Below are 17156 nucleotides of genomic sequence, written 5' to 3' on the forward strand. Positions count from 1 at the left end.
AAGTCCATCAATGGCTCGTTTGATCGCATTCCTCGTCGGCCTGGGCTTCTGCCTGGTGCTGCTGGTGTCGTTCATCACCGGCGCCGCCGGCTTCATCCGCGAGGGCAAGCCCGAGACGGTGGAACATGCTTTCCACCTTCATCCCAAAGACGCGCACATAAAGGGGCGCAGCCCGTTCACCACCTTCGACCGGCAGCAGCTGCAGCGCGGCTTCCAAGTCTATAAGGAGGTCTGCGCCGGTTGCCACTCGCTCAAGTATGTCGCGTTCCGCAACCTCGCCGACCTTGGCTATAGCGAAGCGGAAGTGAAGGCGATCGCCGACCAGTGGGCGGTGCAGACCCCGGCCGTGAACCCGGACACCGGTGAAGCCACGACGCGAAAGAACCTGCCGTCGGATCGCTTCCCGTCGCCCTATCCGAACGAAGTCGCCGCGCGTGCGGCCAACAACAATGCGCTGCCGCCCGACCTGTCGCTGATCACCAAGGCGCGGCACGAGGGCACCGACTATACCTACTCGCTGCTGACCGGTTACCGGAACGCCGACACCTACAAGAACGAAAAGGGCGAGACGCTTCCAGCGGCGAACCGTCCGGGCACGGGGCTCTACTTCAACCCCTATTTCCCGAACTTGAACATCGCCATGCCGCCGCCGCTGATCAGCGACGGCCAGGTGACCTATGCCGATGGCACCAAGGCGACCGTGGACCAGATGGCGAAGGACGTTTCGGCGTTCCTGACCTGGACGGCAGAGCCGAACATGGAGCGGCGTCATCAGACCGGCTTTGCCGTGCTGATCTTCCTGCTCGTCTTCACCGCGCTCGCCTATATGTCGTACCGGAACATCTGGGCGAGCAAGAAGGGCGCGCTGGCGCAGGGATGATCCGGCGCACCAATTCCGTTCGTATCGAGCGAAGTCGAGATACGCGCTTCTCGACTTCGCTCGAAGCGAACGGATGAAGTTGGCATGGACCTGAAATCGCTCGTTCGCACGATCCCCGATTTTCCAAAAGCCGGGATCCAATTCCGCGACATAACGACTCTCTTGATCGACGGGCCCGGATTCGCCTCAGCTGTCGATCAGCTGGTCGAGCTCGCCCGCCCTTACGGCGCCGACCTGATCGCCGGCATTGAGGCGCGAGGCTTCATTTTCTCGGCGCCGGTCGCACGTGCGCTCGGCGCCGGGCTGCTGCCGGTGCGCAAGCCCGGCAAGCTGCCCGGGCCCCGGATCGGCATCGACTATGCGCTCGAATATGGCACCGACCGGCTTGAGATTCATGAAGGCGCTTGTGTGCCCGGGCACCGCGTGCTGCTCGTCGACGATCTGATCGCGACCGGAGGGACGGCGCTGGCGACGGTCGGACTGCTCCGGCAGGCGGGCGCCGAAGTGCGGGGTGCGCTCTTCGTCATCGATCTGCCGGAACTTGGCGGCGCGAAGCTCCTTCGGGAGGCGGGGGTGGAGCCGCACACCCTGATGCATTTCGAGGGACACTAACCCCGATATCCACAACCCGCATGTGCGAGGATTAACCTTCCTTCAGCACCTATCGGCCTAAGCGTTCGCACGTGAGCGGGCGCGTCGTTTCCAGGATTGTCGCGGGAGTGTGGCTTGGGCTCGTCGCCTTCGCCGCCTTGCTGTTCGCCACGGTCCCTGCCGCCGCTCAGGCGCCGGTACGGCTCACCGAAAGCTGCCGAATCGCTGCTGACGCGAACATGCCGCTTCACCAAGCAGTCGCCGCCCTGAAAAGGTGCGAGAAGTCGGCCTCACGGCATCATGTCGGCACTGTCTGGATCAGCTATGATCCGTTCGATTTCTGGCTGCAGCCGGCCAAGACCTGGCGCCTGACCATCGACAATCACCGCTCCAGCGCGGTGGATCTCTGGGTGGTGCGGCGCGACGGCAAGACCGAGCATTCGGTTTACGATCCGAATGATCCGGCTCGGGAATGGGCCGCCGGCAATTACCAATCCATTCTGTTCACGCCAAAAGCAGAAGTGGAGCGGCTGGTGCTGCGTCTCCGCGATGCCGAGGGCGTCACTTACGTGCGCGCGCCTCGCATCGCCCGCGCGAAGAGCTTCGCGCCGATCGAGCGCGATCATGCCGCCATCTACGGAATGGGTGTGGGCATGCTGGCCCTCACCATATTGTTCCACCTCAGCTTGTTCTTCGCGATGCGGCGGCGCTTTCAGCTGATCTACTGCATCCATGTCGGGCTGCTGCTCGGTTATGGCCTCGGCTATTCCGGCATCGTCCACATCCTGCTGCCCCAACTCAGCAGCGGCGCCATCTCGAATCTGGTCAGCTTCACCATGGCAGCGGCGACTGCCACCGGCATCGCCTTCGTTGTCGAATTCCTCGGTGTAGTGACGCCGCTATGGCTGCGACGCTGGGCGATCGGAGCTTCGGCAGCCTCAGCCACCGCGGCCTTCGCCCTGGTGCTCGCGCCCGCGTCGATCGGCTATCCGGTGTTCCTTGCAGCCAATGCCGTCGCGATGCACGCGATCATGCTGACCACGGTGATCATCTTCTTCGCGCTGTTCCGGCGCCAGGTCATGGCCGTGCCCCTGCTGCTTGGCTGGAGCCTGCCGATCTCCGTCTCGCTCATGTATCCGGCAAGAACCATGGGCCTGATCGGCGACGCAGCCTTGCCGGACGGATTGATGATGTTCGCGGCCACGGTCGAATGCCTTATCCTGTCGCTGCCGGTGGCCAGCCGCATCCGCGCGCTTCGGCTCGAGCATGAGCGGGCGGCTGAACGTCATGTGCTGCTGGAACGGCAGGCGCATACCGACGCGCTGACCGGCCTCGCCAATCGTCGCGGCTTCGTGGAGGCGCTCGACCGGGCGGCGATCGCCCATGCCGAGCCATTCCCGCTGGCGCTGCTGCTGATCGACATCGATCATTTCAAGCGCGTCAACGATCAGCACGGCCATGCCACCGGTGACGCAATCCTGCGGCACGTCGCCGTGCACGTGGCGCGTGTCGCTGGACCAGGCGCCATTGTGGGTCGGCATGGTGGCGAAGAGTTCGTCGTTGTTCTTCGCGGCTACGACCTCACGCGTGCCGGGACGATGGCTGAGCGCATCCGGATCGGCATCGGTTTGGCGCATGAGAGCGAACCGAACCTACCGCGGGTCACCGTCAGCATCGGCGTTGCGGTCGGCGACAGCGCTACCGTCGCGACGGCGCTGCAGGATGCCGACTGTGCGCTTTACCGAGCCAAGAATGAAGGCCGGAACAAGGTCATGCTGGCGGACGGACCTTTGGTCTACGCCGCCGCAGCCTAAGAGTCAGGCTGCCGCGCCATCCTCACGCCGCCGAGGCGTCGACCGCACCGGGATGTGCAACACATTCGCGCGGGTGCGCACCGCCTCCTGCGAACGGTTCATCGCGCGTGCGACCTCCGGCAGCAGTTGTCCTTCGGCAAATCGCCGCCGCAGCTCTTCATCTGCCGCCTCGTCCCATCGAGCGCCATGACGCGCACGCTTGTCGAAGTGAATCATTGCGCAACCCCAAATGAATGTGGGGAGGCTTATGCGACTCGAGCGCTGAACAACTTCGGAATAGGGCTGTTATCTGCCGTAAATATTTGCGTTCTTCAGATTAACAGCCATTCATTGTTTTGGCTGCAGTGCAGGGACTTGGCGGGCGGCCTCACTCGGGTCGGTTCCGGGCAGCGGAACGACGCCGATCGGCTCCCCTCGTGATGCTCGCCCCGCGCGCCGGATCGCTTCGCGCAGGCGGGGGTAAATGCCGCAGCGGCAAATGTTGGTGATCGCCGCATCCATGTCGGCGTCTGCCGGCGCCGGTACGCGCTTCAGCAGCACGGAGGCGGCCATGATCATGCCCGGAATGCAATAACCGCATTGTGATACGTTCAGGGCGGCGAATGCCTGCTGGACCGGGTGGCTGCGGTCCCGCGACAGGCCTTCGATGGTGGTCACGAACCGGCCCTCGCACGCTGCGATGGAAACACGGCAGCTGGCCACCGCCGCGCCGTCGATGTCCACGATGCAAGCGCCGCACTCGCCGGTGCCGCAGCCATATTTGGTGCCGGTCAGGTTCGACGCGTCGCGAAGCGCCCAGAGCAGGGGCGTCTCCGGATCGAGGAGATATTCGACAGGCTGGTTGTTGACGGTGAACTTGGTCATCAGCGAGCTGCCGAGTTAATCGCTCGTCCCGAGCGAAGTCGAGGGGCGTTGCTCCGAACGACGCCCTTCGACTGCGGGTTACGCGCTCCGCTCGGGACGAGCGAAGCCAAAGTCCAACTAATCGCGCCAGCTCGGGTCGATTTTGTCGACGCGGCGGACCATCGCGTCGAAATCGGCACGGCCGGGACCGCCGGGTGCCTGCGTCTTCGAGATGTCGCGCTGATGAACGGCGAGCACGTCCGCCGGAATAGTGAGCGGGGTGCCTGCCTGCATGGTTACCAGCTGGATCTCGCAGGCGCGCTGCAGCGACCAATGCTTCAGGAAGGCCTCGGGCACGGTCCGGCCCATCACCAATATGCCGTGGTTCTTCAGCAACATCGCGCGCTTATCGCCGAGATGCTCGATCAACCGGGCGCCTTCCTCCGAGCGGACGGTCACACCCTCGAAATCGTGATAGGCAACCTGGCCGACCCAGTTGGCGGCATAGAAATTGACCGGCTGCAGCCCGCCTTCCAGCGAACTGACCGCCATGCCCGCCGTCGTATGGGTGTGGGCGATGCAATGGGCGTCCGGCAGGTTGCGGTGAAAGACGCTGTGCTGGACGAAGCCGGCAAGGTTCACCGGATAGGGGTTGTCGTCGAGCTTATTGCCGTCGATGTCTATCTTGACGAGATTCGATGCCTTCACTTCGCTGAAGTGGAGCCCGAACGGATTGATCAGGAAGGCGTCCTGCTCATCCGGTACCTTCAGCGAGATGTGATTGTAGATCAGCTCGTCCCAGCCGAGCATCGCGAACACCCGGTAGCAGGCCGCGAGCTCCTGCCGGGCGGCCCACTCAGCCTCACTCATCCGGGAATTGCGCAGCACCGCAGTCGCCATCGAGTTCTCTCCTTTTGAACCCGTTCCTATCGCATGACACCGGCACGACGGCAACGCTCTGCAATAACGTTGCGGAACCGTTGCGGCCCGTCATGCGTCTAGTGCCACGGTTCAACACCGAAGATCAGGACTAAGGGTTGAAGGTTCGAACAGGAGGTTAGGATGGGACTTATTGTTTGGCTCGTCGTCGGCGGCATTATCGGCTGGCTCGCCAGCATCATCATGCGGACTGACGCTCAGCAGGGTATCCTGCTCAACATCATCGTCGGTATTGTCGGCGCTTTCATCGGCGGCCTGATCTTTTCGGGCGGCAACATCAACAACGATGGCCTGAATCTTTATTCGTTCCTGGTTTCGCTGCTTGGCGCGGTGATCCTGCTCGCGATCGTGAACCTCTTCCGTCGCGGTAGCGTGCGCTAAGCCTCAGACTTCGTCACGCAGGTAGTTGGGGCCGGGCCTGATCGCCCGGCCCTTCTTTTGTGCTCACTCCAGTTCGAAGCGGACCGACAGGTTGACGTTCAGTGCCTGTTCGCCCGGCAGAATCTTGGACGCGGGCGCCGCTTCCGACACGTCCATGGTGCGGAGCATGACCGGCATGGGCCGCGGCATCTCGAAGGCGGATTCGCTGATTGAAAGGATGCGCTTGACCCTCAACCCCGCGGCACGGGCGTAGAGTTCGGCACGCGCGCGCGCCTTGGCGATGGCATCCGCCCTCGCTTCGTCGAGCGCCGCCGCAGGATTGTCCAGGCCGAGTTCGGGTCCGTTGATCTGGTTGGCGCCGGTGGCGACCAGCGCGTCCAGCACGGCACCGGACCTGGCGATATCCCTGAAGCGCACGGTGACGCTGTTGGAAGCCTGGTAGCCGGTGATGACCGGCGGCTCGTTATTCGCATAGCGATATTGCGGAGACAACGAGATGTTGGCCGTGCGGATGTCACGGTCGGCGATGCCGGCGCGCTTCAGCGCCGCGATCACCCGGTCCATGCGCGCGGCGTTTTCGCGCATCGCGCTCGCGGCATCGGCGGCCTGGGTGACGACACCGGCGCTGATCGTCGCAATGTCGGGCGTGCGCCGCGTCTCGCCCTGTGCGCTGACCTCGAGCAGGGTGCCCGCGATCGTCTGCACCGGCAGGGCCTGAGTTTGCGCCAGGAGCGGCGCCGAGGCCGAGATAAGCCCCGCGGCCAGAATATGCTTCATGATAATGCCTCCGCTGATTGTTGCGGCTGCGTTCTGGTGCCGGGCCGCTGGCTCCAGGCTTAACGGCTGCGCGCGTGGATGACGATGCGGTAGAGCAGCAAAGCAAGCACCGCACCCGCTGCCGACGCGGCGAGGCTTTGCACGAGCGGCTGGCCGGGCCCGCCGAGCGCCAGCAGCAGGAAGCCGCCGGCGAGAGCTCCGGCGATTCCGAGCAGCAGGGCGAGCACGAAGCCGCCCGGTTCGCGGCCTGGAAGGAGCAGCTTGGCGGCGGCGCCGATCACCAGGCCCGCCAGGATCCAGAGGAAGAGGTTCCTTTCCACAGCCGACCCTCGTGACTACATGCGCCAGAGTAACGGCGCGTGCCGAAAGGTCATCGCCCGGAGCGCCGAACGCAAGCGAAATTGCGCATTTCCGCCCTTGAGGCGGGTGAGTTATTTATGTAACACAGCTCCGAACTCAGAAGCGCCGGGGCGGAAGGCACGTGAATATGAACTATGAGACCAGCATCCGACCCGAGGAGTCGGCGTATACCGCGGGAACGGACGCCAATGCCGGCCGCCGCCGCGCACTGCTCATCGGTGCGCTGGTTCTGGTGGCGGCCCTCTTGGCTGCTTTCTTCATGTTCCGCGGCGGCGAGCCGGCGCCGGGTGCCGGGGACGCGGCAGCCAAGGCCGCAGCCAATGCGCCGCAGGTGACGGTGGTCGTGCCCGGGCGGCAGCCCGTCGCCCGCACCGTATCCGCGACCGGGTCGCTGGCTGCTCGTCGCGAAATGCCGGTCGGCGTGGTCGGCGAGGGCGGCATGGTCACGCGCGTGCTGGTCGAGCCTGGTACCTGGGTCGGCGCCGGCCAGGTGCTGGCGGTTGTCGAGCGCTCGGTGCAATCGCAGCAGGCAGCATCGCTTCAGGCGCAGATCGGCGTCGCGCGCGCCAATGCGCGGCTGGCCGAGCAGGAACTGGCGCGCGCCCAGCAGCTGGTGAGCCGCGGCTTTATCTCCAAGGCCGATGTTGACCGGCGCATCGCCACCCGCGACCAAACGCTGGCGCAGGTCCGCGTCGCCGAGGCGCAGTATCGCGAGTCTCTGAACCGCAATGCGCGGCTGGACATTCGGGCTCCGGCCGCTGGCCTTGTGCTGACCCGCTCGGTCGAGCCCGGGCAGGTGATCGGCGGCGCAAGCGGGACCTTGTTCCGGATCGCCATGGGCGGACAGATGGAAATGCGCGCCGAGCTGGCCGAGGCCGATCTTGCGACGGTGCGGCTCGGTTCGCAGGCGAGCGTGGTGCCAGTCGGCTCGACGCGGACCTTTGCCGGTCAGGTCTGGCAAGTCGCGCCGGTCATCGATCCGCAGACGCGCCAGGGCATTGTCCGCGTCGCGCTTGCCTATGATCCAGCGCTGCGGCCGGGCGGTTTTGCCCAGGCCCAGATCGTGACGGGCCAGGTCGATGCGCCGGTGCTGCCGGAATCAGCCGTGCAGAGCGATGATCGCGGCAACTATGTCTATGTGGTCGGCCCGGACAACAAGGCGCAGCGCCGGGTTGTGAAGACGGGCCAAGTGACGGACGCTGGCGTCGTCATTCTGGATGGGCTGCAGGGTAATGAGCAGGTGGTGCTGACCGCGGGCGCCTTCCTGACGCCGGGTCAGGCCGTTCGCCCCAGCCGCGCCGCCGCCCCCCGCTAAGGACAGGCCATGAGCTTCCGCAACATCTCGGCTTGGGCGATCCGCAACCCGGTTCCGCCCATCGTTCTGTTCATCGCACTGTCGCTGGCGGGCCTGATCAGCTTCCTGCGCATGGACGTAAACAACTTCCCGGACGTGTCCTTCCCCGGCGTGACGGTCACCGTCACTCAGCCGGGTGCCGCGCCGACTGAGCTGGAAACGCAGGTCACGCAGCGGATCGAGGCGGCGGTGCGCAGCATCAGCGGCGTCGAGGATATCTCCTCACGCGCCGATGAAGGCACCAGCTTCACCATCGTCCAGTTCAACATCGGCACGCCAGTCGACCGCGCGGTCAACGATGTGCGCAACGCGGTCGATCAGATCCGCAGCCAGCTGCCCGACGGCATTCTGGAGCCGCAGGTAACGCGCATGGAGGCGGGTGAGAACGGCCCGCTTGCCTATTTCGGCGTCGAAGCGACCGACATGACGCTGGAGCAACTCAGCTGGTATGTCGACAACACTGTCGCCAAGCAGTTGCTCGCGATTCAGGGCATGGCCTCGGTGCAGCGGGGCGGCGGCGTCAGCCGCGAGATCAGGGTCATCCTCGATCCGGCCAAGCTGCAGTCGCAGGGGCTGACGGCTGTCCAGGTCAATCAGGCGCTGCGCCAGATCAACCTGAACGCTGCCGGCGGACGGGCGGAGATTGCCGGCTCCGAACAGTCGGTGCGCGTGCTTGGCAATGCCCGCAGCGCCTATGAACTGGGCCAGACCAACATCTCGGTCGGTAACGGCCGTACGGTGAAGCTCGCCGACGTCGCCGACGTGCGCGATATGTATGCCGAACAACGCAACATCTCGATGATGAACGGCCGTCAGGTCACCAGTTTCGGGATGACCAGGGCCAAGGGCGCCTCCGACGTGACCGTCTATGATGAGGCGTTGAAGGTCCTGAAGAAGCTCGAGGAGCAGAACCCCAAGGTCAAGTTCAAGCAGCTCTATACGAGCGTCGAATACGCCAAGAACCAGTATAAGAGCTCGATACACACGATGGTTGAAGGCGCCGTGCTAGCGGTCGTCATCGTGTTCCTGTTCCTGCGCGACTGGCGCGCGACCATCATCTCGGCTCTGGCGATCCCGCTGTCCGCGATCCCGACCTTCTGGTTCATGGACATGATGGGCTTCACGCTCAACTTCCTGACTTTGCTGGCGTTGAGCCTGGTGTCGGGCGTGCTCGTCGACGATGCGATCGTGGAGATCGAGAATATCGTTCGCCACATGCGGATGGGGAAATCTGCCTATCAGGCGTCCATCGACGCTGCCGACGAGATCGGTTTGGCGGTGCTGGCGACGACCATGTCGATCGTTGCGGTGTTCCTGCCGGTCGGTCTGATGCCGGGCGTCTCGGGTCAGTTCTTCAAGCAGTTCGGCTTGACCGTGGTCGCGGCCGTGCTGCTCAGCCTTGCGGTGGCGCGCCTGATCACACCCATGATCGCGGCCTATTTCCTCAAGGCGCATGGCGAGCAGAGCCATGGCCAAAGCTGGTGGATCCACAAATATGTGTCGATCCTCACCTGGTCGATCAAGCACCGCTGGAAGACCGTCCTGATCGGCGGCGGCGGCGCATTCGCGGCGACCATTCTGGCCTTTGCCACGCTGCCCATGACGTTCCAGCCGACGATCGACCAGGATTACAGCCAGGTGCAGATCGAAATGGTGCCCGGCAGCACGCTGGAGACGACCACCCGGGTCACGCGGCAGGTCGCGGAGCTTCTCGCTTCCGACACGAAGCAGGTCGATGCGGCCTTTGCGGACATCAATCCCACTCAGGCGAACATCTACCTGACTCTCAGAAAGGACCGGCCGATCTCCAGCGTGGATTGGGAGCGGCAGACCGCGCCCAAGTTCCAGAATATCTCCGACGCGCGAGTGAACTTTCAGTCCCAGTCCGGCGGTGGTTTCGGCCGCGACATCATCGTCATGCTCGGCAGCGACGATCCGGTTAAGCTGGACGCGATAGCAAATCAGCTTGTTCGCGAGATGTCAGGCGTGCCCGAGCTGCGCGCGCCACGCCTCGCCGGCGACCTGAAGCGGCCGGAGATCATCATCACGCCGCGCATGAACCTGGCGGCGGACATGGGGGTGACGACGCAGGCACTCAGCCAGACTATCCGCATCGCAACGCTGGGTGATATCGACCAGAACAGCGCCAAATTCTCGCTCTCGGACCGGCAGATCCCGATCCGCGTGGCGTTGGACGAAGACTCACGCCGCGATCTGTCGACCATCGAGAACCTCCCGGTGCCGACGACGAATGGCGGCTCGGTGCCGCTGAAGGTCGTCGCCGACGTCAAGTTCGGGGCAGGGCCCACCACGATCCGGCGCTACAACCAGATCCGCCGCGTGGTCGTCGGCGCCGACCTGGCGCCCGGCATCGTCACCAGCGACGCGATGAAGAAGCTGAATGCATTGCCGACGATGAAGGCCATCCTCGACGGCAAGGTCGAGGGCGTCCAGAAGATCACCGCCGGCGACAGCAAGTTCCAGCAAGAGATGCTGGTCAACTTCGCCATTGCCGTCGTGTCCGGCGTGCTGCTCGTTTTCGCGGTGTTGGTGCTGCTCTACAAACGCGTGATGCCGCCATTCGTGAACATGGGGTCGCTGCTGCTGGCGCCCCTAGGCGGCGCGGTGGCGCTGCACCTGGCGGGCATGCCGATCTCGATGCCGGTCTTTATCGGACTGCTGATGCTCTTGGGCATCGTCGCCAAGAACTCGATCCTGCTGATCGACTTTGCGATCGAAGAGATGGGCAAGGGCGTACCGAAGGCCGAGGCGATCATCGACGCGGGCCTGAAGCGTGCGCAGCCGATCGTAATGACGACGGTCGCCATGGTCGCCGGCATGGTGCCGACCGCATTGTCGCTGTCGGGCGACGGCGCGTGGCGCCAGCCAATGGGAATCACGGTGATCGGCGGCCTGATCCTGTCGACGTTGCTGACGCTGGTCATCGTGCCGGCGGCATTCAGCCTCGCCGACAGTTTCGAGCGGTGGCTCGCGCCCAAGCTCAGCCGCCTGCTCACGTTCAAACCCGGCGACGACGTGGATCGCCCCGCGCCGCAGCCGGCGGAGTAGGTTACGGGCGCGCCCCTTCATCGGGGTGAAGGCTTGAACCTTGGGCCGCGCCGCGCTTTGGAAGGGGCGATGACGGCGATGCCCGCACTCACGATCCGCAACGGCCAGGGCGCGCGCCAGATGCGGATCGTCGCGACCGGCATGCTGGTCGTGATGGCGGGCCTGTTCCTCCTCGCCCGTCATCTCGAGCCCGTACACCCCGCTTGGGGCTTCGTCCGCGCCTTTGCCGAGGCGGCGATGGTCGGTGGCTTGGCCGATTGGTTTGCGGTGACGGCGCTGTTCCGCCATCCTCTCGGGCTACCTATCCCGCACACGGCAATCATTCCGCGCAACAAGGATAGGATCGGGGACACACTTGCCGTGTTCCTGAAGGACAACTTCCTCATTCCCGGCGTGGTCGCGCGGCGCATGCGGCGGGTGGACGTCGCTGGCGCCGCGGGGCGCTTCCTTGCCAATCCGTCCGAGACGCAAGGGCGCACGCGGGAGACTGCCTCTCGGCTTGTCGCCGATGTGATGGAAGCGCTCGACCAGGAACGGCTGGGCGGGATGATCAAGGGCGTGATCGACGGACGGCTGCGCAATCTCGACATCGCGCCGATGCTCGGCCAGGCGCTGCAGGCCGCGATCGCGAAGGACCGGCATCTGCCTTTGCTCGAAGGCATGATCCGCTGGGGCGCGCGTACTCTCGAAGGCAACGAGCATCTGATCCGGCAGATGGTGCATGACCGCGCCGGTTCGATCCTGCGCTGGACCGGCCTCGACGAGACGCTGGCAGACAAGATCATCGATGGGCTGCTGCGCCTGCTCGACGACATGTCCGTCGATCCTGGCCACCCGGTGCGGATGAAGGCCGAGGATGGGCTCGCCCGCCTGGCCGAGGATCTGCAATTCGATCCGGTGATGCAGCAGCGAGTGGCGCAGTGGCGCGACGAGTTGCTCGAAAATGAAGCGATGCGCCGCTGGCTAGACGGGCTCTGGGAACAGGGCCGCGCCGCCCTGCTTCGGGCCGCCCGCGATCCGCGCTCCGCCCTAGGGGGTAAATTCGGGGAGACGCTGCGCCAGCTGGGCGAAACGTTGCAGCATGACGAACGGCTGCGCATAACCATCAACCGCTTTGCCCGCCGCTCCGCCGTCGGCTTTTCGGCGCGCTATGGCGAAAGCATCGTCAAGCTGGTCAGCGAGACGGTGCGTAGCTGGGACACCCGCACGATCACCCGCCGGCTGGAAGACGCCGTCGGCCGCGACCTTCAATATATCCGGGTAAACGGCACCCTTGTGGGCGGCCTGGTTGGCCTGCTGATCCATGCGGTCGAGGTGTGGCTTTAGGGCGTGTCTCTGGTGTCGAGCGATTACAGCTACCGACCCTTAGCGGACTTGCTCGGCAGGAGGCGCGGGTCGATCAGTGATGAAGTCCACCTTCCTGAATCCGGCTCTCTGAGCGATGTAGATCGCAAATCCAACGCACCGATATGGTGTCTCGACGTTGCCTAAGGCCCGGGCCGACTTCCACTCTCGCCGAAGTTTCCGAAGAGCGAGAACCATGCGTTCTTCGTCGAGTGGCAGGCTGAACGTCTCGCCCATTACGGTCACTTCGCAGGTGGTGGGCGGAACAAAATGTAGGTCCATGATGAGCCGCTTTGGCGCGAGCTTCTTGTTACCCGCTAAGGCCCAGCTTGTCCCAATGCCAAAAAGCACCACAACTGCGGCAGCCAAAGTCACGGCTTTTGTGAACGAAATGGTCGGTTTGTAGCGCAAGCCTTCGTCCGTTTTCCACCCTTCTCGGACGATCAGTTCATCACCCGGCGCTGTCGCGTTCGATGTCCGCGCCGACGGCGGAGAGCTTCTCCTCCAGCCGCTCATAGCCGCGATCGAGGTGATAGACGCGGTTGACCTGAGTTTCGCCTTTGGCGGCCAGGCCGGCGATGATCAGGCTCATGGAGGCGCGCAGATCGGTCGCCATCACCGGCGCCCCGTTCAGCTCTTCAACGCCGTGGACGACAGCTGTGCGACCGTTGACGCGAATGTCGGCGCCCATGCGTGCGAGCTCGGGCACATGCATGTAGCGGTTTTCGAAAATGGTTTCGGTCAGCTCGCTCGCGCCCTTGGCCAGCGTCAGCATCGCCATGAACTGCGCCTGCATGTCCGTCGCAAAGCCCGGATAGGGCTCGGTCGAGAGCGTTAACGGCTTGAGTTCGCCGGTGGAGCTGACGATCAGCCCGTCTTCCGTCTCCTCGACCTCGACGCCGGCGGCGCGCAGGCCGGCTATCGTCGCCGCCATCTCGTCGGCGCGGGCGCCGGCCAGCTCTAGGCGGCCGCCGGTGATGCCGACCGCACAGGCATAGCTGCCCGCCTCGATCCGGTCGGGCATGACGGCATAGGTCGCGCCGTGCAGTTCCTTGACGCCATCGATGGTCAGCGTCGAGGTGCCGATGCCGTCGATCTTCGCGCCCATGCGCTGGAGGCAGCGGCACAGATCGACGATCTCCGGCTCGCGCGCGGCATTCTCGATGACGGTACGGCCCTTGGCGGTGGCGGCCGCCATCAGCGCGTTCTCGGTCGCGCCGACCGACACGATCGGGAAGCGGACATTGCCGCCAGGCAGCCGCCCGCCAGGTGCTACGGCGCGGACATAGCCGGCGCTCATCTCCAGCCGGGCGCCCATTGCCTCCAGCGCCTTCAGGTGCAGGTCGATGGGGCGGTTGCCGATCGCACAGCCGCCGGGCAGCGACACGGTCGCTTCCCCAGCGCGGGCGAGGATGGGGCCGAGCACCAGGATGGACGCGCGCATCTTCCTGACGATGTCATAGGGCGCCATGGTTGCGGTGAGGCCGGTCGCGCGCATCGTCATGACGCGGCCGAATTCCTCGGGCTTGGTGCCCTCCACCGTGGTCGAAACGCCGAGCTGGTTGAGCAGGTGGCCAAAGCTGTCCACGTCTGCCAGCCGCGGCAGATTACGGATGGTCAGAGGCTCATCGGTCAGCAGCGCGCAGGGAAGGAGGGTAAGAGCGGAGTTCTTCGCGCCTGAAATCGGCAAGCGGCCCTCGAGCGGGCGCCCGCCGCGAATGATGATGCGGTCCATGGGCGGGGATTAGCGAGTCGTCGAACTGAAGCAAGCCGTTCCCCGGCGAAGGCCGGGGTCCAGCTTCAGCTCGCGTCTGGGCCCCGGCCTTCGCCGGGGCGCGCGCCGCCTTCGCGGCTCACGCCTTTTCCAGCGTGCACTGAAGCGGGTGCTGGTTCTGGCGGGCGAAGTCGATCACCTGGCTAACCTTGGACTCCGCAACTTCGTAAGAGAAGATGCCACACACACCGACGCCCTTCTGGTGGACGTGGAGCATCACGCGCGTCGCATCCTCGATGCTCATCCGGAAAAAGCGCTGCAGGACGAGCACGACGAACTCCATCGGCGTGTAATCGTCGTTGAGCATCAATACTTTGTACAGCGACGGCTTTTTGGACTTGGCGCGCGTGCGGGTGGCGACGCCCACGCCCGTGCCGGCATCCTCGTCGCGGCCTTCGCCTGCCATCAGCGTCGGTCGTTCGGTCATAAGGGAATCCGTCTCACGCAGCCATGAAGATATGGCAACGCGCGCCTGCCGGGCAAGGGCCCAAACGAAAACGGCCGCCCCAACGGGGGCGGCCGTCGCTCAGAGCCGGCGGGGAAGGGATGCCGGCTCTGAATAGGTCCCGCTTAGGCGGCCTGCTTCATCTTCTCGGCCGCGACCGCGAAGCGATTCGAGATCGGCTGGAAGATGTCGCCGGCGAGCTTCAGCGCGGTCTCGCTGTTGCGCGACGTCTCGGCGATCAGCTGGTCGAACGCCGAACGCGCGAAGTCGCTCTGCAGCTGGAAGAATTCGGTCGGAGTCTTGGCCGACGCGAAGCCCTTCAGAGCGGCAGTGGCCTGCTCGAAGTTCTTGCGGGCGGTCTCGGCGGCCTGCTGGCCCAGCTGCTCGGCAGCCTTGGCAGCGACCTTCGACGACTCCACAAGCGCTTCAATGTTGCCCTTGTTGAACTCGTTCAGCTCTTCGAACAGCTTGGTCGAACGCTCCATCGCCGCCTTGGCGCGGGTGTTGACGTCGGCGAACATCGCAGTGGCGCGGTTCTGGGCGTCCTGAGCGAAGTTCTTGGTCTGCTCGGCAGTGGTGTTGACGGTGTCGGTCATGCTCGGTCCTTTCGTTTCGGTCTGAACCGGCGCGGCGGCCGGCATGGGTTCGGTCGTGACGGTTTCAGCCGCTGGCTGAACCGCAACTGGCTCGACCACGGCCTCTACCGTGGCAGCGGCAATGGCGGTCGGCGCCGTCATGGCCGGCTCGGGAGAAGCGGCAACAGGCGCAACCTTCTTGGCTGGCGCCTTGGCAGCAGTCTTGACTTCCTTGGTGCTCATCGAGACGAAACTTTCCCCGTTTTGCTGCAGTGCACAATATAGGGCGCTCGATCGAAAATCAAGGCAAATTGTGCAGTGCACAAAAAGTGCATGGGCGGGCGGAAAGTTCCGCAGGATCAACGTGCTCGCCTCTACTTCGATCCTGCAGAGCGTTCAAGCCCGGCTGCACTGCAGTGCAGCGGGACGCCGGCGCCTCCGCTACTGGACCTGATGTAAGCAACGGTTTACGTTAACGTCAGGAGAGTGGATATGACGACCGAGTCCGTTGACGTGCTGGTGGTAGGCGCCGGGATCTCCGGCATTGACGCGGGCTATCACCTGCAGACCTATTGCCCGACCAAAAGCTATGTCATTCTGGAAGGGCGCGACGATCTTGGCGGCACCTGGGATCTGTTCCGCTATCCCGGCATCCGTTCCGACTCCGACATGCACACGCTCGGTTTCTCCTTCCGGCCCTGGAAGGAAGCCAAAGCGATCGCCGACGGGCCATCGATCAAGAAATATCTGCGCGAAACGGCACGCGACTATGGCATCGACAAGCGCATTCGCTACCAGCACCGGGTGAAGCGCGCCGCCTGGGATAGCGCAACCGCTCGCTGGACCGTCGAGGTCGAGCGCGGGCCCGAACGCGAGCCCCTCACCTTCTCTGCCAGCTTCCTGTTCATGTGCAGCGGCTATTACAATTATGCGGAAGGCTTCACGCCGCACTTCGAAGGCCGCGAGGACTTCAGGGGCGAGATCCTCCACCCCCAGCATTGGCCCGAGCAGCTCGACTATAAAGGCAAGCGCGTCGTCGTGATCGGCTCCGGCGCGACCGCGGTGACGCTGGTGCCCGAAATGGCGAAGGATGCCGCGCATGTGACCATGCTGCAGCGCTCGCCCACCTATATGGTCTCGCGTCCGGCGCAGGATAAGATTGCCAATGGCCTGCGTAAGGTGCTGCCGTCCAAGGTCGCTTATGGCCTGACGCGTTGGAAAAACGTGCTGTTCGGCATGTATTTCTACAACAAGACCCGCACCAATCCCGAAGGCGTCAATCAATGGGTGCTGGACCGGGTCAAGGCGCTGCTGCCCGAGGGCTATGACATGGCCCATTTCACGCCCAGCTATAATGTCTGGGACCAGCGGCTCTGCCTGGTACCGGACGACGATCTGTTCGAGGCGATCAAGAATGGCTCGGCCGATGTGGTCACCGGCCATATCGATCGCTTCACGGAAACGGGCATTCGATTGACGGATGGCCGCGAACTCGCCTGCGACGTGATCGTCACTGCGACCGGACTTAACCTGCAGCTGTTGAGCGGCGTCGAGTATACGGTCGACGGGCAGCGGATCGAGCCCAGCCAGACCATGACCTACAAAGCGATGATGTTCTCGGGCGTACCGAACCTCGCCACCTCGTTCGGCTATACCAATGCTAGCTGGACGCTGAAGGCGGACCTGACCTGTATGTATGTGTGCCGGCTGATCAACCATATGGACAAGACCGGCACCCAGATCGCAACACCGGTGCTGAACGACCCGGAAGTGCAGGAAGAGCCCTGGCTGAGCTTCACCTCCGGCTATGTCCAACGCGCGCTTGGACATCTGCCGAAACAGGGCTCCAAGCGGCCGTGGAAGGTGCATCAGAATTACGCCAAGGACCTGCTCGACCTGAAGTTCGGGAAGGTCGATGACGGCGCAATGACCTTCCGCAAGGCGGGCGCGCCCGTCCGAAGCGCGGAGCCGATGCTGGAGGCGGCGGAGTAGGAGTTTCTCTCCCACAAA

General features: G+C 64.3%; 17 protein-coding genes. 8 read left to right on the forward strand and 9 right to left on the reverse strand.

Annotated features, from left to right (window positions below; genetic code table 11):
• Positions 1-10 precede the first annotated feature (10 nt).
• The 3 genes from VGT77_RS07035 (at position 11) to VGT77_RS07045 (ending at position 3285) form a co-directional block, all read left to right on the forward strand.
• Positions 11-880 (forward strand): cytochrome c1, encoded by an 870-nt coding sequence (locus VGT77_RS07035; protein WP_327460966.1) that lies wholly within the window; start codon positions 11-13, stop codon positions 878-880.
• A gap of 84 nt (positions 881-964) precedes the next feature.
• Positions 965-1492 carry an adenine phosphoribosyltransferase gene (locus VGT77_RS07040; protein ID WP_327460968.1) on the forward strand — a complete coding sequence of 176 codons (528 nt, stop codon included), beginning with the start codon at positions 965-967 and terminating at the stop codon, positions 1490-1492.
• Between the two features lie 71 nt (positions 1493-1563).
• Positions 1564-3285 carry a diguanylate cyclase gene (locus VGT77_RS07045; protein WP_327460970.1) on the forward strand — a complete coding sequence of 574 codons (1722 nt, stop codon included), beginning with the start codon at positions 1564-1566 and terminating at the stop codon, positions 3283-3285.
• A 3-nt stretch (positions 3286-3288) separates the two neighbouring features.
• Here the strand turns inward: VGT77_RS07045 and VGT77_RS07050 are convergent, their stop codons facing one another.
• From VGT77_RS07050 to VGT77_RS07060, 3 genes are all read right to left on the reverse strand, one after another.
• Positions 3289-3501 carry a hypothetical protein gene (locus tag VGT77_RS07050; RefSeq protein ID WP_327460972.1) on the reverse strand — a complete coding sequence of 71 codons (213 nt, stop codon included), beginning with the start codon at positions 3499-3501 and terminating at the stop codon, positions 3289-3291.
• A gap of 111 nt (positions 3502-3612) precedes the next feature.
• A complete protein-coding gene (locus VGT77_RS07055; RefSeq protein ID WP_327460974.1) occupies positions 3613-4149 on the reverse strand; it encodes a (2Fe-2S)-binding protein in 537 nt (178 codons plus the stop codon).
• A gap of 117 nt (positions 4150-4266) precedes the next feature.
• Complete coding sequence (locus tag VGT77_RS07060) at positions 4267-5028, reverse strand: class II aldolase/adducin family protein (protein ID WP_327460977.1); 762 nt, start codon at positions 5026-5028, stop codon at positions 4267-4269.
• A gap of 162 nt (positions 5029-5190) precedes the next feature.
• On the opposite strand from VGT77_RS07060, the gene VGT77_RS07065 reads away from it, so the two are divergent.
• Positions 5191-5448, forward strand: coding sequence for a GlsB/YeaQ/YmgE family stress response membrane protein (locus tag VGT77_RS07065; RefSeq protein ID WP_327460979.1), 258 nt, complete (start codon positions 5191-5193; stop codon positions 5446-5448).
• Positions 5449-5511: 63 nt separating this feature from the next.
• On the opposite strand, the gene VGT77_RS07070 is transcribed toward VGT77_RS07065, so the two are convergent.
• Both VGT77_RS07070 and VGT77_RS07075 read right to left on the reverse strand, forming a co-directional pair.
• Complete coding sequence (locus tag VGT77_RS07070) at positions 5512-6225, reverse strand: SIMPL domain-containing protein (protein WP_327460981.1); 714 nt, start codon at positions 6223-6225, stop codon at positions 5512-5514.
• Positions 6226-6284: 59 nt separating this feature from the next.
• The gene (locus VGT77_RS07075; RefSeq protein WP_327460982.1) at positions 6285-6545 is read right to left on the reverse strand and encodes a GlsB/YeaQ/YmgE family stress response membrane protein; all 261 of its coding nucleotides are present in this window, start codon (positions 6543-6545) and stop codon (positions 6285-6287) included.
• 167 nt (positions 6546-6712) lie between these two features.
• On the opposite strand from VGT77_RS07075, the gene VGT77_RS07080 reads away from it, so the two are divergent.
• The 3 genes from VGT77_RS07080 (at position 6713) to VGT77_RS07090 (ending at position 12334) form a co-directional block, all read left to right on the forward strand.
• Positions 6713-7900 (forward strand): efflux RND transporter periplasmic adaptor subunit, encoded by a 1188-nt coding sequence (locus VGT77_RS07080; protein ID WP_327460984.1) that lies wholly within the window; start codon positions 6713-6715, stop codon positions 7898-7900.
• Between the two features lie 9 nt (positions 7901-7909).
• Complete coding sequence (locus VGT77_RS07085) at positions 7910-11008, forward strand: efflux RND transporter permease subunit (RefSeq protein WP_327460986.1); 3099 nt, start codon at positions 7910-7912, stop codon at positions 11006-11008.
• Between the two features lie 78 nt (positions 11009-11086).
• Entirely contained in the window at positions 11087-12334 is a 1248-nt protein-coding gene (locus VGT77_RS07090) for a DUF445 domain-containing protein (protein ID WP_327460988.1), read from the forward strand.
• A 39-nt stretch (positions 12335-12373) separates the two neighbouring features.
• Here the strand turns inward: VGT77_RS07090 and VGT77_RS07095 are convergent, their stop codons facing one another.
• The 4 genes from VGT77_RS07095 to VGT77_RS07110 form a co-directional block, all read right to left on the reverse strand.
• The gene (locus VGT77_RS07095) at positions 12374-12763 is read right to left on the reverse strand and encodes a hypothetical protein (RefSeq protein ID WP_327460990.1); all 390 of its coding nucleotides are present in this window, start codon (positions 12761-12763) and stop codon (positions 12374-12376) included.
• Between the two features lie 40 nt (positions 12764-12803).
• Positions 12804-14087 carry a UDP-N-acetylglucosamine 1-carboxyvinyltransferase gene (murA, locus tag VGT77_RS07100; protein ID WP_327460992.1) on the reverse strand — a complete coding sequence of 428 codons (1284 nt, stop codon included), beginning with the start codon at positions 14085-14087 and terminating at the stop codon, positions 12804-12806.
• A 118-nt stretch (positions 14088-14205) separates the two neighbouring features.
• Entirely contained in the window at positions 14206-14553 is a 348-nt protein-coding gene (clpS, locus tag VGT77_RS07105) for an ATP-dependent Clp protease adapter ClpS (RefSeq protein ID WP_327460994.1), read from the reverse strand.
• Positions 14554-14696: 143 nt separating this feature from the next.
• Complete coding sequence (locus tag VGT77_RS07110; protein WP_327460996.1) at positions 14697-15389, reverse strand: phasin family protein; 693 nt, start codon at positions 15387-15389, stop codon at positions 14697-14699.
• Positions 15390-15638: 249 nt separating this feature from the next.
• Between VGT77_RS07110 and VGT77_RS07115 the strand changes: the two genes are divergently transcribed.
• Positions 15639-17138, forward strand: a complete 1500-nt coding sequence (locus VGT77_RS07115; RefSeq protein WP_327460998.1) for an NAD(P)/FAD-dependent oxidoreductase — start codon at positions 15639-15641, stop codon at positions 17136-17138.
• The last annotated feature ends 18 nt before the right edge of the window (positions 17139-17156 follow it).

Source organism: Sphingomonas sp. (assembly GCF_035944535.1).
Taxonomy (GTDB): Bacteria; Pseudomonadota; Alphaproteobacteria; order Sphingomonadales; family Sphingomonadaceae; genus Sphingomonas_B.

Bases quoted from the DNA above. Each gene is read 5' to 3' on its own strand.
- VGT77_RS07035 (WP_327460966.1), top strand. From the start codon at position 11: ATGGCTCGTTTGATCGCATTCCTCGTCGGCCTGGGCTTCTGCCTGGTG.
- VGT77_RS07040 (WP_327460968.1), top strand. From the start codon at position 965: ATGGACCTGAAATCGCTCGTTCGCACGATCCCCGATTTTCCAAAAGCC.
- VGT77_RS07050 (WP_327460972.1), bottom strand. From the start codon at position 3,501: ATGATTCACTTCGACAAGCGTGCGCGTCATGGCGCTCGATGGGACGAG.
- VGT77_RS07055 (WP_327460974.1), bottom strand. From the start codon at position 4,149: ATGACCAAGTTCACCGTCAACAACCAGCCTGTCGAATATCTCCTCGAT.
- VGT77_RS07060 (WP_327460977.1), bottom strand. From the start codon at position 5,028: ATGGCGACTGCGGTGCTGCGCAATTCCCGGATGAGTGAGGCTGAGTGG.
- VGT77_RS07065 (WP_327460979.1), top strand. From the start codon at position 5,191: ATGGGACTTATTGTTTGGCTCGTCGTCGGCGGCATTATCGGCTGGCTC.
- VGT77_RS07070 (WP_327460981.1), bottom strand. From the start codon at position 6,225: ATGAAGCATATTCTGGCCGCGGGGCTTATCTCGGCCTCGGCGCCGCTC.
- VGT77_RS07080 (WP_327460984.1), top strand. From the start codon at position 6,713: ATGAACTATGAGACCAGCATCCGACCCGAGGAGTCGGCGTATACCGCG.
- VGT77_RS07085 (WP_327460986.1), top strand. From the start codon at position 7,910: ATGAGCTTCCGCAACATCTCGGCTTGGGCGATCCGCAACCCGGTTCCG.
- VGT77_RS07090 (WP_327460988.1), top strand. From the start codon at position 11,087: ATGCCCGCACTCACGATCCGCAACGGCCAGGGCGCGCGCCAGATGCGG.
- murA (WP_327460992.1), bottom strand. From the start codon at position 14,087: ATGGACCGCATCATCATTCGCGGCGGGCGCCCGCTCGAGGGCCGCTTG.
- clpS (WP_327460994.1), bottom strand. From the start codon at position 14,553: ATGACCGAACGACCGACGCTGATGGCAGGCGAAGGCCGCGACGAGGAT.
- VGT77_RS07110 (WP_327460996.1), bottom strand. From the start codon at position 15,389: ATGAGCACCAAGGAAGTCAAGACTGCTGCCAAGGCGCCAGCCAAGAAG.
- VGT77_RS07115 (WP_327460998.1), top strand. From the start codon at position 15,639: ATGACGACCGAGTCCGTTGACGTGCTGGTGGTAGGCGCCGGGATCTCC.